This window comes from Mesorhizobium sp. B3-1-9, from assembly GCF_006439595.1.
Classification (GTDB): Bacteria; Pseudomonadota; Alphaproteobacteria; order Rhizobiales; family Rhizobiaceae; genus Mesorhizobium.
Map to the genome: position 1 here is coordinate 39052 of NZ_VFTJ01000023.1, position 14627 is coordinate 53678.

Sequence of the window (14627 nt, forward strand, 5' to 3'; positions counted from 1 at the left end):
GGAAAGAAATCATGGCGGCATTGGACGACAATCTGAGAAAGGCCGAGGCCTATCTGGAACGCTTCCGGAAGGATGGCGTGCTCAACCAGATCGGCGGCGAAGCGGTGCCTGCCGCGGACGGCTCGACCTTCGAGACGCTTTCGCCCGTCGACCTCAAGCAGATTGCCACCGTGGCACGCGGCAAGGCAGCCGACATCGACCGCGCGGCAAAAGCGGCCAAGGCTGCCTTCAAGGACTGGGCGGCGATATCCGGCGACGCACGCAAGAAGCTGCTGCATAGAATAGCGGACGCCATCGTCGCGCGCGCCGAAGAGATCGCCTTCGTCGAATGCATGGACACCGGGCAGTCGCTGAAATTCATGGCCAAGGCGGCGTTGCGCGGCGCCGAGAACTTCCGCTTCTATGCCGACCGCGCGCCGGAAGCGCGTGACGGCCGCTCGCTGAGAGCGCCGAATCAGCTCAATCTGACGACGCGCGTGCCGATCGGCCCGGTCGGCGTGATCACGCCGTGGAACACGCCCTTCATGCTGTCGACCTGGAAGATCGCGCCGGCGCTGGCCGCCGGCTGCACTATCGTGCACAAGCCGGCGGAGCTGTCGCCGCTGACGGCACGGCTGCTGGTCGAGATCGCGGAGGAAGCCGGCCTGCCCAGGGGCGTGTGGAATCTGGTCAACGGCTTCGGCGAGGATGCCGGCCGGGCGCTGACCGAGCACCCCGACATCAAGGCGATCGGCTTCGTGGGCGAAAGCCGCACCGGCTCGATGATCATGAAGCAGGGCGCCGAAACGCTGAAGCGCGTGCATTTCGAGCTCGGCGGCAAGAACCCGGTCATCGTCTTCGCCGACGCCGACCTGGAACGCGCGGCGGACGCCGCCGTCTTCATGATCTATTCGCTGAACGGCGAACGCTGCACCTCGTCCTCGCGCCTGCTGGTCGAGGCGTCCGTCCACGATAAATTCACCGATATGGTGGCTGAGAAAGCCAAGCGCATCAAAATCGGTCATCCGCTGGATCCCGAGACGGTGGTCGGCCCGCTGATCCATCCGGTGCATGAGGAAAAGGTGCTCTCCTATATCGAGATCGGCAAATCGGAAGGCGCGGTGGTCGCCGCCGGCGGCGGCAAGTTCGCGGGGCCTGGCGGCGGCTGCTATGTCAGCCCGACATTGTTCGTCGGCGCCACCAACAAGATGCGCATCGCCCAGGAGGAAATCTTCGGGCCGGTGCTGACGGCGATCCCGTTCAAAGACGAGGCCGATGCGCTGGCTCTGGCCAACGACACGCAATATGGGCTCACCGGCTATTTATGGACCTCCGACGTCACCCGCGCGCTGCGCTTCACCGACGCGCTCGACGCCGGCATGATCTGGGTGAATTCGGAGAATGTGCGGCATCTGCCGACGCCGTTCGGCGGCGTCAAGAGCTCCGGCATCGGCCGCGACGGCGGCGACTGGTCGTTCGACTTCTACATGGAAACCAAGAACATTGCGTTCGCCACGGCGCCGCATTCGATCCAGAAGCTCGGCGGCTGACCGGAGACACAGATGGCCCTGCCCCAACCCAACCTTTACCCTGCCTTCAACATCGTGCGGCTCAGCCATGTCGAGCTCGCCGTCACCGACCTGGCGAAATCCCGCGCCTTCTATGTCGACACGCTCGGCCTGCAGGTGACGGACGAGACCAGCGGTGCCATCTATCTGCGCGCCATGGAAGAGCGCGGCCATCACTGCATCGTGCTGCGCAAGGCGACGGCGCCGGAAGCGCGCGAGCTCGGCTTCAAGGTCTTCTCCGACGAGGACCTCGACAAGGCCGAGCATTTCTTCAAAGCCAAGGGCTTGCCGGTGGAGTGGGTCGAGCGGCCGTACCAGTCGCGCACCTTCCGCACCCGTGACCCGCACGGCATCCCGCTCGAATTCTATTCGAAGATGGAGCGGCTGCCGCCGATCCACCAGAAATACGCGCTTTACAAGGGCGTGAAGCCGCTGCGCATCGACCACTTCAACTGCTTCTCGCCGAATGTCGATGAATCGGTTGCCTTCTACAACGAGCTCGGCTTCCGCGTGACCGAATACACCGAGGATGCCGAGACCGGAAAACTGTGGGCCGCCTGGACGCACCGCAAGGGCGGCGTGCACGACATCGCCTTCACCAACGGCCTCGGCCCGCGCTTGCATCATGTCGCCTTCTGGGTGCCGACGCCGCTCAACATCATCGACCTGCTCGACCTGATGGCAACCACCGGCTATGTCGGCAACATCGAGCGCGGGCCTGGACGGCACGGCATCTCCAACGCCTTCTTCCTCTACATCCGCGACCCGGACAACCATCGCATCGAGATCTATTGCTCGGACTACCAGACGGTCGATCCCGATCTCGAGCCGATCAGATGGGACCTCAAGGACCCGCAGCGCCAGACGCTGTGGGGCGCGCCGGCGCCGCGAAGCTGGTTCGAGGAAGGCAGCGTTTTCGCGGGTGTCGAGCCGCGCAAGTCCGATCTGGCGGCCTCGCCGATCGTGGCGCCTTAACGGAGCATCAGCATGAGCGCGGGACGCTTCGCCACCTTCACCGCCGGCGGCAAGACGCGCTACGGCGCCATCACCGACAAGGGTGTCGTCGACCTCTCGGCGCGTCATCCCGAATGGCCGACGCTGCGCGAAGTGATCGAGGCCGGCGCTCTCGGCAAACTCGCCGAAGAGGCCGAGGGTCTAGCAGCCGATTTCAGCGTCAAGGACATCGCCTACGAAATCCCGATCCCCTCACCTGAAAAGATCATCTGCGTCGGCGTCAACTATCCGGACCGCAACGAGGAGTACAAGGACGGGCAGGCGGCGCCTTCGAACCCGTCGCTGTTCATCCGCTTCCCGCGTTCCTTCGTCGGCCATGGCGCGCCGTTGGTGCGGCCACCGGAATCACCACAGCTCGACTATGAGGGCGAGGTCGTCGTCGTCATCGGCAAGGGCGGGCGACGCATCGCCGAAGCCGATGCGCTCGGCCATATCGCGGCGCTCTCGCTGTGCAACGAAGGCACGATCCGCGACTGGGTGCGTCACGCCAAGTTCAACGTCACCCAAGGCAAGAATTTCGATCGGACCGGCTCGATCGGTCCCTGGCTGGTGCCGTTCACCGATGGGGCTCAGATCGCCGACATTTCGCTGACCACCCGCGTCAACGGCGAACTGCGCCAGCAGGACCGCACCGGGCGCATGATCTTTTCGTTCGCCAAGATCATCAACTACATCTCGACCTTCACCACGCTGGTGCCGGGCGATGTCATCGTCACCGGCACGCCAACGGGCGCCGGCGCCCGCTTCGACCCGCCGGTCTGGCTGAAGCCGGGCGATGTGATCGAGGTTGAGGCTGACGGCATCGGCCTGCTTCGCAACGGCGTCGCCGACGAGGGAACCGGCCGATGATGACGGAAAGCCAAGTCGAGGCCGCCGCACAGCGGCTGTTCGAAGCCGAGCGCGACCGCCGGCAGATCAGGCTGCTCAGCCTCGATTTTCCTCAGGCGACGATGGACGACGCCTATCGCGTGCAGGCGGCGCTGGTGAAGCGGAAGGCCGCATCGGGACTGACGATCAAGGGCTGGAAGATCGGCCTGACCTCGAAGGCGATGCAGTCGGCGCTCAGCATCGACATTCCCGATTCCGGGATTCTGTTCGACGACATGTTCTTCGCGGACGGCGGCACGGTGCCGGCCGATCGTTTCATCCAGCCGCGTATCGAGGCCGAGATCGCCTTCGTCATGAAGGTGCCTTTGGCCGGTCCGGATATTTCGATCGACGATGTGCTCGACGCCACCGATCACATCACGCCTGCGCTTGAAATCCTCGACACCCGCATCGAGCGGATGAACAAGGAGACCGGCAAGATCAGGACCTTCTTCGACACGATCTCGGACAATGCCGCCAATGCCGGCATCGTCGTCGGCGGCCGTTCGGCCGGGCCGCGCGAGGCGGATCTGCGCTGGATCGGCGCCATCGTGTCGCGCAACGGCGAGGTGGAGGAAACGGGGCTCGGCGCCGGCGTGCTCGACCATCCGGCGAAAGGCATCGTCTGGCTCGCCAACCGGCTGCATCAATACGGCATGCGCATCGAAGCCGGCCAGGTCGTGCTGTCGGGCTCCTTCATCCGGCCGGTCGAATGCCGGCATGGCGACGAGATCGTCTCGGATTTCGGGCCATACGGAACCATCCGCGTAGGCTTCGCCTGATCGGCTTATTCCCAGCACAGGAAGGAAAAAGGCCGGGCGCGAGAGCGGCCCGGCCAAGTATGAAGGTCATAACCTTCAGAGGGGAACATCGCCCGGCGCAATGGGAGGAAAACACCGAGCGATGGTTGTTATTTGGGGCCTGAACGGTGTATTTTCCACGAACGGAATTCCAAAAAAGATCGAAATTGCGAAAAAATCTCGCTCGAACTGCGCGAAATCTTCAGCCAGTGGCCGATGCTTTTTCCAACAGATCGGCATAGTGACGCCGCGCCACGTCGGGGTGCGACCTCAGCCGGCTTTTCAGCACATTGATCCCGACGTTGCGGAAGAGCGGATTGTCAGGGTCGCTAGCCGGGCCGCGCGCTTCGGCCGCCAATTCCTCGGGCAGGTCGAGAAGCGGGATCGTCGCGTCGAGCCGGGCGCTGAAGAAGAACGGAACCGAAATGCGCTCGACGCCGGCCGGCGGCGTGACGACGCGATGCACGGTAGCCCTGAGATAGCCGTTCGAGGCGAGCTCGAGCAGTTCGCCGATGTTGACGACAAGCGTCTGCGGGATCGGGTCGACATCGACCCAGCTGCCGTCATATTCGACCTGCAGGCCCTTGTTCTCGTCCTGCAGCAGGAGGGTCAGGAACCCGCCATCCTTGTGCGCGCCGACGCCCTGGTCGTCGCCGGTGGCGTCGCGGCCGGGATAGCGCACGATCTTCATGCGATGGTTCGGTTCGCCGCGATAGATCGGATCGAAAGCGTCCTCCGGCTGATCGAGCGACGCCGCGAAAGCCTTGAGCAGCCGGATCGCCACGTCGGTCGCCTTTGCCTGCCAGGCGAGCAGCGCGGGCTTCAGATCGGGAAATGCGGCCGGCCACTGGTTCGGACCCTGCAGCCGCGTCCAGGCCGGCACTCCCGGACCCTGCGCAATGGTCGGACGCTCGACGCCGATGTCGAGCTGCTCGCGCCAGTCGGCCTTGCCCCTGGTCAGTTCGCCGCCGGCGCGCGTATAGCCACGGAACTGCGGCGACTTCACCATTTCGATGCCGAGCTTGTCGGCCTCCGGCAGAGCGAAGAAGCGGCGGGCGGCGCCCAGCACCGCATCGATCTCCGGTTGGGTGATGCCGTGGCCGCTGAGATAGAAGAAGCCGACGTCGCGGGCGGCTGTGCGCAAGTCAAACAGAAAAGTTCGAAGCTCCGACGGTCCCTGCTCCAAGCGATCGAGATCGAGCACCGGAATTATTCTGGGCATGGACAGGCTCCTCCTACGGTAACTCTTGTCTTTCGCAATTCCGGACGGAAAACCGCTGCACACTTTCCTTGGAATTGCTCTAGCGCTCCTGCCGCAAGATGCCATGCGCGCCATTGCGGGTGAAGAAACGCGCCGACCAATCTCATTGAAAACGGCGCAAGCCGGCGCTCAATTCCCGGGTTTTGCGGCAAATCGCGTTCAAATGGGCTTCGGCCGACGCAAATCAGGCATTTCTACCGGGCGGCAGCGCGCATCAGACGCGTTGCGCGGCGCGCCAGGGCAGCCGGTCATGCGCCGTTGGCCGCAGCACCGTCGGCAGGCCTCGCGCTTCCTGAATGCCGAAGCCCAATCGCGTCAGGCTGGCCCGCGCCAGGGCGGCGTTGCTGTCGATGACGATCAATCCGTTCGTGTCGCCGAGGTTGGCCGCCACCACCGACAGTTCGGTGCAGCCGAGAAGTGCTGCATCGGCGCCAGCCAGTTGCGCGAGATGAAGCGCCCGTTCGGTCTCGGCCGCGGCCTGCGCGATCGAGCCGGCCTTGACGAGGCCGATGGCGCTGTCGACGCGCTCCTGGAACTCCGTGCCTCGCGGAAGGCAAAGCTCGAAACCCGCCGCCGATACCCTGTCCTGGTAGAAGCCGGAGGCCAGCGTGCCCCGGGTTGCGAGATTCGCGACCCTGCCGCGATCCAGGCCGCGACGGATTTCCGCCACCGCCGCGTCGCCGATATGGATGATCTCGGCCCGCGAGTTCGCCGCCAATCGATCGTACCAATGATGTGCGGTGTTGCAGGGCATGGCGATACAGGCGACGCCGAGCTCGTTGAGCGTCGAGACCACGGCCTGCAGCGGCGCCAGCGGTCCGTCATGGTTGCCAAGGATCGCCTCGGTCCTGTCGGGCAGTTGCGGCACGCTGAGGATGACGGAAGGCACATGCTCGTTGTCGCCGAGCGCTTCGGTCATCCGGGTCAGCTTGAAATAGAAGTCCGCCGATGCCAGCGGCCCGAGACCGCCAATGATGCCAAGCTGGGGGCGGATGCTGTCGTCGATCATCGGGCGGCTCGGCTTCGAACTCGCCCGCGACGGGTTCTTCAGATTGCGTCGTCTCCCTGTGGCTGGGCGCGATCATCGCCGTGCTCGCCGCGACGGTGCAGACGCTGGACAGCGTCATGAACGTATCGACAGCCGCGTCGACCGCGACGAACAGGGCGAACGCCGCCTCGAAAGGAAGCTTCAGATAGCCGCAGACGATGGACATCTGTGACAGGATGAGCAGGCTGCCCATGCCGCCGGTGGTCAGCGCCAGAAGCGCGGAGACGATACCGACAAGCAAGAGGTCCGGCATCGCCAATTGATGGCCGTAGAGCTGGGCGATGAACAGGACGCCCGAAGTGTAGACCAGAGCCGGGCCCGTTCGCAGCAATGCCGCCTGCAGCGGCACGAGCAGCTCGACGACCACCAGGCTGAAGCGCAGCCGCTCGCTCAACAGGTTGATGACCCAGGGCAGCGAGGCGACCGAGGAGCGCGTGGTGATGGCCACCATCAGAAGCGGTTGGCAGGTCTTGATCGTGGCCCAGAAGCTCCGCCGCGAGCGTATGGCGATAATTGCAAACGCGCCGGCGAGAAATGTCAGGCAGGAAAGACCCATCACCAGCAGATAGCCGCCCATCAGCATCAGCGGCTTGGTGCCGGTCGACGCGGTCTGGTCGGCGATCAGGATGAAGGTTGCAAAGGGCAATCCCCAGACGAACCAGTTGGTCAGTACCGTGCACGCCCGGTACACCGCGTTGAGCGCCTGCGACAGGCTGAGCGACGAGGGCTGCGGAATCTTGCCCATCGCCAGACCGAAAAGCAGGCAGAACAATAGGACCTGGATGGTCTGGCCCGAGGCCAGCGCGTTGAAGACGTTGTTCGGCACCAGATCCATGAAGATCGAATGCCCGCCATTCGGATCCCCGGTGAGCGGCGGCGGCTGGAACGGAAATGCGAGATCGGTGGCTACGCTGCCTTGCGAATTGATGAATTCGCCGAGCTCGATGCGCGACTGCGGGTTCTCGATCTGGCCGGGCTTGAGGATCAGCGAATAGGTGCCGCTCACCAGCACGGCGAGGAACGACACGACCAGCACGGCTATGCCCACCTTGCCGAGGTAGCGGACCGATTTCGGATCCTGAACCATCGCGGTGATGGAGAAGATGACGGACGAGACCAGATAGGGCAGGACGACCATCTTGAGGAAATTCAGGTAGATCTGCGCGACGGGGCTGATCGCGTGGGCGAAGGCCGGGTAATAGAGGCCGCACAGGATTCCGGCCAGGATCATGATGATCGTCGTCGCTGGCGAGCGCAGGATGCGCTTCGCCGCCAGGCGCCAATCGAAGGGCATGGGTGCGGCTACATCCGAGACGGCCATTGTCAGGCTTTGCTCCCCTGGCGGTAGCGCGCGATGATCTCGTCGGTGTTGAGGACCTGCTGGCCCCTTGCCAGGTCGAGATAGAGATCGACGAAGGCCGCGAGATGTGGATTGTCCGGACTGATGCCGACCGCGATCGTGTCGACCTTGTCGGTCACCGTGATCGAGCGCGCGACGACCGTCATCGAGGGATCGTCGACCATCAGCTTCTTGATCTCGAAATCGTCGCGATAGGCCAAGTCGATCGCGCCGTTGCGGATCGCATCGACAACCGTATTCCAGCCCGCGAAGCGTCGGATCTGCGCGCGCGGGAACGTGGTGGCCGCATAGGTGGCGAAAGACGAGCCTTCGATGACGCCGAGATCGCCGGAGAAATCGCGGATGATCTGCTCCGGCGGCTCGCCTTGCGCGATGCGCGCCAGGTTCACGCGGTTGGCGAGCAACCCCTGGTGCAGCATGGCGTAGGGCCGGGAATAGAGGATCGAGCGACCGCGCTGAAGGGTGCGGCTCAACTTGCCGATCGCCAGGTCCGCCTCACCGGAAGTCAGCTTTTGCACCATGGCGTCGAAGGTCACGGCGGACCGGTCGAACACCGGTTCGACGCCAAGCTCCGCGGCTATGCCGCGCGCCAGGTCCATGTCGATGCCCTTGTCACCCGAGCCGTCGGCCGGAAAGAACGGATCGGACGCGAAGGCCGGCATGGCGATGCGCAGCTTGTTGTCGCTGACGATGGGTTTTGGAGCGTCTTGCGCCTGGGCCGGCGTGGCCGCGGCTTGCGCCTGCGCAATGAGCAGCCCTCCGCCTCCGGCTGCAAACAGCGTGCGACGTGTAAGCGGCATGCCCATTCTCAATTCGTGCAGGAGAGCCGGACAACAGATCTGACAACGCGCAGTATGCATGCCGAAGTTAAGTAAAGGTATATTTTATTTTGCGCTTTTTTACATTGCAGACCGCTAAAACGGCGTCAGGAAATATGCATACTTTCTAAAATAATGAGCAGCATCGAGGTGTGTTACTGTACGTTTCGCGCAATGGGTCGTCAGAACGTCTCGACCCACGGCCTCAACTCGACCTCGAAGCTCCACGCGCTGCGATGCTGGCGATGGACGGCGAGATAGGTCTCGGCGATCGCATCGGGCGAGAGGCGACGATCCGGCCGGTCGGACTCGGGCGCCTGTCCGGCCGGCTCGATCTGGCCGTCGATGATGAAATGCGCGACATGGATGTTCTTCGGGCCGAGCTCGCGTGCCATCGATTGCGCCAGCCCGCGCAGGCCGAATTTCGGCATGGCGAAACCGGCGGAGCCGGAGAACCCTTTCAGGCTTGCGCTGGCGCCGGTGAACAGGATCGAGCCGGAACCACGTGCCAGAAGCCGGCGCGCTGCCTGCTGGCCGACAAGGAAGCCGCCATAGGCGCCGACGAGCAGGGCTTGCTTGACCGCCTCGGGATCGAGCTCGGCGATTGGGCCGCGCGTGCGGCCGCTGGCGTTGAAGACGGCAATTTCGAGCGGGCCTTCCTTGTCGGCCGCCTCGAACAGGTGCTCGACGGAAGCAGCGTCCGACACATCGGTTTCGACGGCTTGCGCGCCGGTTTCCTTGACCAGCGCCGCTAACTTGTCGACGTTACGCGCGGCAAGGACGACGCGGAATCCCTCCTTGGCTAGAAGCCGCGCCAGCGAGGCGCTTAGCCCGGAGCCGGCGCCCGCGATCACCGCAACATTGGCTGCCATGACGTTTCCTCCTTGAGGTACCTCGATGTCGAACCCGCAGGCTCGCGCCTTTGGCGCCAAGAGGCAAGAACGTGGCTGCTCGATTTTCGCCATTTGGCGCAAAAGGCGACCTGGAAGGGCGCGGCGAAAGACTTGCCTGCGGGGCTGATCCATCCGACACGTGGATGAAGGGCGATTCGAGGAACGACCATGGAACCAATCTGGGCCGTCGGCCTGATGACCGGCACGGTGCTCGACGGCAATATCGACGTGGCGCTGATCAAGACCGATGGCGAACGCATCGCCGACACCGGCACCTACACGCTGGCCCCCTACCCGCAGTCGATCCGCACCTTGCTCGAAGAGACGCTGCGCCAGGCGCGCGCCTGGAATTTCGAGGGACCGGAGCCGGCGATCTTTCGCGAAGCCGAGGAGGCGCTGACGCGCGCGCAATCGGCGGCGGTCAGGGATCTGGTCGAGAGCCAGGGCATGCGAATGACCGATATCGGCGTCGTCGGCTTCCACGGCCAGACCGTGCTGCATCGCGCTCCGCAGCCGGGACGTATCGGCCGCACCCGCCAGCTCGGCGATGGCGAGCTGATGGCCTCGCTGCTCGGCACCAAGGTCGCCTATGATTTCCGCTCGGCCGATGTCGCGGCTGGCGGACAAGGCGCGCCTCTAGCCGCGGCCTATCATGCCGCGTTGCTTAAAGAGGCGGACGCCAGCGGCGACACCGCCGTGCTCAATCTCGGCGGTGTCGGCAACATCACCTGGTGGGACGGCAAGGACAATATCGTCGCCTTCGACACCGGCCCGGCCAATGCGCCGGTCAACGATTTCATCAAGTCGAAAGGCCTCGGCGAGATGGACCGCGACGGCAAGCTGGCGGCTGCCGGCAAGGTCGACGAGGAGCGGCTCGCCCGGCTGCTGCAGCATCCGTATCTCACCAAACCCTATCCAAAATCGCTCGACCGCTTCGACTTCACCGCAGCGATGGCCGAGGGGCTCGGCGCGGAGGACGGCGCAGCATTGCTGACGGCCTTCACCGTGTCAGCCGTCGGCAAGGCGCTCGACCTGTTGCCGCGCCGGCCGAAGCGGCTGGCGGTCAGCGGCGGCGGCCGCCACAATCCGACGATGATGGCAATGCTCGAAAGCCGCGCCGGCGTCGAGGTCGCGCAGGCCGAGACGTTGGGCTGGAAGGGCGACGCGGTGGAGGCGGAATGCTTTGCTTTCCTAGCCGTGCGCGTGCTGCGCGGCCTGCCGATCAGCTTTCCAAGCACCACCGGCGCGCCCGCGCCGATGCGCGGCGGAAAGCTGGCTGGCTGATCAGGACGGCAGCTTCTTCTGCAGGAAGATGCGGCTGCGGCCGGTGGGGAAGTCAGGCAGCGTGCCGAACGGCTGGTAGCCCTGACGCCGATAGACCTTTTCGGCGACCGGGTTGAAGGTGTCGATCCAGGCACCGTGACAACCGCGTGCGATGGCTTCCCGTTCGGCGGCGTCGAGCATGCCGGCGGCTGCGCGCCGGCCGCGCAATCTTTCGTCGACCCACAGCCACTGCACGTAGAGCCAGCCCCAGGCGGTGTAGCCGGAAATGCCGGCGACGATGACACCATGTTCGTCACGCACGATAACCGCCAGCGCCTTCCTGCCTGACGCGCCGACATCGGCATCGTTGAAGGCGGTGAGGCTCCCGCTCAGGAAAGCGAGGTCCTGCGGCAAGGGCTCGGCGGTGATCTGGAGGCTCGTCTTCATCGGCTGCGACTCCGGTTCGCAAGCCAGCCTTAGAGCAATCCCAGGAAAAGTGCGAAACGGATTTCCGGCCGGAAGCGAAGAGTGAGGCAGGCCTGTTATCGAGGACCAGCCGGCCGCCACGCCGCGGCGCCCGCCGCAACCAGCATCAGTCCCGCGGCGATCAAGGCGCAGTTGGCGAAGCCGAGGGTCGTGTAGAGCGGGCCGAAGCCTGCGGTGCCGACAGTGACGGCAAGATAGGTGACCGCGCTGTTCAGACCCATGATGGTGCCGCGCCGCGCCGGATCGAGCGCGGTGAGGCGCATGACCAGCACGTTCAGCCCGAAATGGTTGGCGAGACCCCATACGCCTATTGACGCAAGCAGCAGGCCGAAGCCGGCGCTTGCCAAGGCGATGGCGACATAGACGGCGGCGACCAGCAGATAGGCGAACGGCATGACACGGCGCGCACCGAGCCGGTCGATGACGCCATCGAGCAAAGCGGCCGCGCCGAAGCCGAGACCGTAGGCGACCGCCGCCAGGCCGTTGGCGCTGACCGGCTCGCCGAGGGCTTCATGAAGATGGTCGCCGAGATAGCCGTAGACGCCGTAAAAGGCGGTCATGAAGGCGCCGCAAGCAATGAGCAGCGGCAGGATGCCGGGAACGGCGAGCGCGCCGAGCGGCGACGGCGCCGGACCGCTTTTCCTGACGTCGTGCAGCGAACTCATCGCAAGGCCGGCAACGGCCGCTCCCGCCAGCAGCGCCACGGCCGCGAAGACGGCGCGCCAATGGATGAGATCGGCGATCACGGCCGACAGCGAGACACCGGCGACCATCGAAAGCGTCCAGCCGGTCAGCACCACGCCGATGGTGCCGCTCTCGCGGCCGGGCGGCGCGATCGCGGCCGAGCTGGCATAGATCGCCGGCATGGCGATGCCGGCGGCAATGCCGGCAACGAGTTGCGCCGTGACGAGCAACACGACCGTCGGCGCCAAAGCACTGGCGACGAGCGCCAGAGCCAGCAACAGCAATGCGCCCTGCAGCATGCGGCGCGCGCCGATCCGGTCGATGTAGCGGGCAAGGAAGAGCGCGCTGGCCGACGTGCCGAGGCCGAAGGCGGCGGCAGCCGTCATCACCGCTGGCACGCTGGCGCCGAATGATGCAGCCACCGCCGGCGCGATCGGTCCCAGAACCAGCGAGTTGGAGCCGATGACGGCGATACAGCCCGTCAGCAGATAGGCGGCGGCCGGTATCGGCGCCCGAGGCGCGTGGGTCATAATTGCAGATTGATTGGTGTTCGACATATCTCCATAATGGCCGAATTGAATTCCGCATCAAAGGAGAATTTCCATATGGACGCAGAAACAGATGACATTCAGCGGAACAAGCATCCGGTCCGCGAGATCGACCCGATCGACCGAAAGATATTAGGCGTTCTCGTCGAGGACGCGACGATCAGCTATGCCGATCTCGGCGAGCGCGTCGGCCTGTCGCCGCCGGCGGCGCATGAGCGGGTCAAGCGGCTGAAGCGCAGCGGGGCCATCCGCGCCACCTCGGCGATCATCGATCCGAGGGCGGTGAAGAAGCCGCTGCTGGCCTTCGTGCATATCGACACAAGAGGCTGGGGCAAGACGCCGGAACTGATGGCGGTCTCCAAATATCCGGAGGTCGAGGAGATCCATACGGTCGCCGGCGACACTTGCATGCTGCTCAAGGTGCGCACTGAGGACACGCGCGCGCTGGAGGGCCTGCTGGCCCGCCTCTACGACACGCCCGGCGTCACCTCGACGCGCAGCTATGTGGTGCTCTCGACCTATCTCGAGCGGCCGGTGCAGCCCGAGATCACGAACGAATGGCCGGCGCCGAAGCACATGGCGACACCGGTTTATTAAGTCGCCGCGATCTGGTGGCGCCTGGAACGCGCCAGCAGATAGAACGCCGCGACATGCGTGATCATCAGCAGCGGCACGTAGAGGATCGGGATCGCATAGGTGGCGCCCAACTGGCCGGCATGGCCAGGAAGGTCGAGCACGGTGCCGAGATAGTAGTCGCCGACAAGGTCCACCACGCCCACGACGTTGAAGGCGACGACCAACGGCCAGAAGGTCGCAGGCCTCGCCACCGCGAGCAGCGCCAGCATGGCGAGCAGGCCGGTGGCGAAGTCGCCATAGGCGGCGAAGCTTGCGAAGTCAGGAGCAAGGTCGGGACCGACCACGCCCGGGATGAGGAAGACGAGGCCGAAGAAGCGGAAGCTGTGCAGCGTTGCTATCGCGCGCTGCGCCTCTATCGGCTCCATCGACCTCAGCCTTGGCCAGATATAGGCGACGAAGCAAAGCAGCCACGGCACATAGCCAAGCGCGAGGTGGATGTTGAAGATCATCGCTGGTGACATCTTCGCCTCCTTCAGTGTTGGTTTTTCGCAATTCCGGACGGAAGGCTACGGCCAAACCGCCGAGCCTGACCGCCGAACGATTTTCCTGGAATTGCTCAATTGACCGGAACGGCCTCAAACACAGCCGTCAGAATGCCCAGCCGTCCCTCCATGAGATTGCGCCCGAGGTTGGTGGCGAATTCGGCGAAACCCTGGCCCATGACGACCCCGAGATTGAGCCAAGGCGGCGGGCCGGAGGCACGGAGCTCGGCGAACCAGGCCTTGGCGGCAGCCGTGTCGTCACGGCGGACGAGCGTGCCGAAGCCGGCGGCTTCGATCGCTTCGCAGGTCGCCTCGGCCGTCAACAGGAAGCTTTCGCCCGGCGTCTTCGCCCAGGGCACCGGATAGAGCGGATCGCCACCATTCAGCACGACGTCGAATGTGGCGAATTTTCCGCCCGGCTTCAAAACGCGCCTGACCTCGCGGTAGAGCAACGGCCGGTCGGCGATGTTCATCGCCACATGCTGCAAAAGCGCGGCGTCGAAACGGCCATCCTCGAAGGGAAGCGACAAAGCGCTACCGGCTTCGAACGACACTTGGCCGGCCTGCCCGGTTCGCGCTGTCAGATAGTGCGCGGCCTCGACGAAGGGTTCGCTGAGATCGACACCGGTCACCGCGCAGCCATATGTCGCCTCCAGGAAGCGAGCCGGCCCGCCGATGCCAGATCCGACGTCGAGCACCGACATGTCGGCGGTGATGACGGCAAGATCGGCGAGCTCCGCCGTCGCGGCCAGCCCGCGGGTGTGGAACTGATCGAGGGTCGCCAGTTGCTCGGGCTTCAGCCGCTGTTGCTCGGGTCCAAACACCGCCAGCGCGGTCTTCAACCGATCGGTCAGGCCGGTCGCGCGATAGTGATCGCGCACGCGATCGAGTTCATCGGTCATTGCCATTTCCCTTCAGGC

15 protein-coding genes are annotated in these 14627 nt (G+C 64.7%); 6 read left to right on the forward strand and 9 right to left on the reverse strand.

The features are described 5' to 3' along the window. Positions 1-11 precede the first annotated feature (11 nt). The 4 genes from hpaE to hpaH are packed head-to-tail and all read left to right on the forward strand — an operon-like array spanning position 12 to position 4210. Positions 12-1529: a 5-carboxymethyl-2-hydroxymuconate semialdehyde dehydrogenase gene (gene hpaE, locus FJW07_RS27725; protein WP_140859479.1), complete on the forward strand. Its 1518-nt coding sequence runs from the start codon at positions 12-14 to the stop codon at positions 1527-1529. Positions 1530-1541: 12 nt separating this feature from the next. After that, entirely contained in the window at positions 1542-2522 is a 981-nt protein-coding gene (gene hpaD / locus FJW07_RS27730) for a 3,4-dihydroxyphenylacetate 2,3-dioxygenase (protein WP_140646886.1), read from the forward strand. Between the two features lie 12 nt (positions 2523-2534). Then, positions 2535-3410 carry a fumarylacetoacetate hydrolase family protein gene (locus tag FJW07_RS27735; RefSeq protein WP_140859480.1) on the forward strand — a complete coding sequence of 292 codons (876 nt, stop codon included), beginning with the start codon at positions 2535-2537 and terminating at the stop codon, positions 3408-3410. Continuing rightward, complete coding sequence (gene hpaH / locus FJW07_RS27740) at positions 3407-4210, forward strand: 2-oxo-hept-4-ene-1,7-dioate hydratase (RefSeq protein ID WP_181182736.1); 804 nt, start codon at positions 3407-3409, stop codon at positions 4208-4210. Before FJW07_RS27735 ends, hpaH begins: the two co-directional genes overlap by 4 nt. 220 nt (positions 4211-4430) lie before the next feature. On the opposite strand, the gene FJW07_RS27745 is transcribed toward hpaH, so the two are convergent. The 5 genes from FJW07_RS27745 to FJW07_RS27765 form a co-directional block, all read right to left on the reverse strand. Continuing rightward, entirely contained in the window at positions 4431-5450 is a 1020-nt protein-coding gene (locus FJW07_RS27745; protein WP_140859481.1) for an isopenicillin N synthase family oxygenase, read from the reverse strand. Between the two features lie 253 nt (positions 5451-5703). Continuing rightward, positions 5704-6417: an amino acid racemase gene (locus FJW07_RS27750; protein WP_246680886.1), complete on the reverse strand. Its 714-nt coding sequence runs from the start codon at positions 6415-6417 to the stop codon at positions 5704-5706. Further along, positions 6311-7858, reverse strand: coding sequence for a cation:dicarboxylase symporter family transporter (locus FJW07_RS27755; protein ID WP_246680883.1), 1548 nt, complete (start codon positions 7856-7858; stop codon positions 6311-6313). The genes FJW07_RS27750 and FJW07_RS27755 overlap by 107 nt, the downstream gene beginning before the upstream one ends. A gap of 2 nt (positions 7859-7860) precedes the next feature. Then, positions 7861-8697, reverse strand: a complete 837-nt coding sequence (locus tag FJW07_RS27760) for a transporter substrate-binding domain-containing protein (protein WP_181182737.1) — start codon at positions 8695-8697, stop codon at positions 7861-7863. Positions 8698-8897: 200 nt separating this feature from the next. Beyond that, entirely contained in the window at positions 8898-9587 is a 690-nt protein-coding gene (locus tag FJW07_RS27765; RefSeq protein ID WP_140785446.1) for an SDR family NAD(P)-dependent oxidoreductase, read from the reverse strand. A 189-nt stretch (positions 9588-9776) separates the two neighbouring features. On the opposite strand from FJW07_RS27765, the gene FJW07_RS27770 reads away from it, so the two are divergent. After that, the gene (locus tag FJW07_RS27770; RefSeq protein ID WP_140646892.1) at positions 9777-10892 is read left to right on the forward strand and encodes an anhydro-N-acetylmuramic acid kinase; all 1116 of its coding nucleotides are present in this window, start codon (positions 9777-9779) and stop codon (positions 10890-10892) included. Here the strand turns inward: FJW07_RS27770 and FJW07_RS27775 are convergent, their stop codons facing one another. Beyond that, positions 10893-11318, reverse strand: a complete 426-nt coding sequence (locus FJW07_RS27775; protein WP_140646893.1) for a GNAT family N-acetyltransferase — start codon at positions 11316-11318, stop codon at positions 10893-10895. 95 nt (positions 11319-11413) lie between these two features. After that, positions 11414-12598 (reverse strand): MFS transporter, encoded by a 1185-nt coding sequence (locus FJW07_RS27780; protein ID WP_140705008.1) that lies wholly within the window; start codon positions 12596-12598, stop codon positions 11414-11416. Positions 12599-12646: 48 nt separating this feature from the next. On the opposite strand from FJW07_RS27780, the gene FJW07_RS27785 reads away from it, so the two are divergent. Further along, positions 12647-13186 (forward strand): Lrp/AsnC family transcriptional regulator, encoded by a 540-nt coding sequence (locus FJW07_RS27785; protein WP_140859483.1) that lies wholly within the window; start codon positions 12647-12649, stop codon positions 13184-13186. On the opposite strand, the gene FJW07_RS27790 is transcribed toward FJW07_RS27785, so the two are convergent. Both FJW07_RS27790 and FJW07_RS27795 read right to left on the reverse strand, forming a co-directional pair. Beyond that, complete coding sequence (locus FJW07_RS27790) at positions 13183-13686, reverse strand: hypothetical protein (RefSeq protein ID WP_140859484.1); 504 nt, start codon at positions 13684-13686, stop codon at positions 13183-13185. The two genes, FJW07_RS27785 and FJW07_RS27790, sit on opposite strands and share 4 nt — an antisense overlap. 95 nt (positions 13687-13781) lie before the next feature. Next, on the reverse strand, positions 13782-14609 hold the full coding sequence (locus FJW07_RS27795; RefSeq protein ID WP_140859485.1) for a class I SAM-dependent methyltransferase: 828 nt from the start codon (positions 14607-14609) through the stop codon (positions 13782-13784). Positions 14610-14627: the final 18 nt, after the last annotated feature.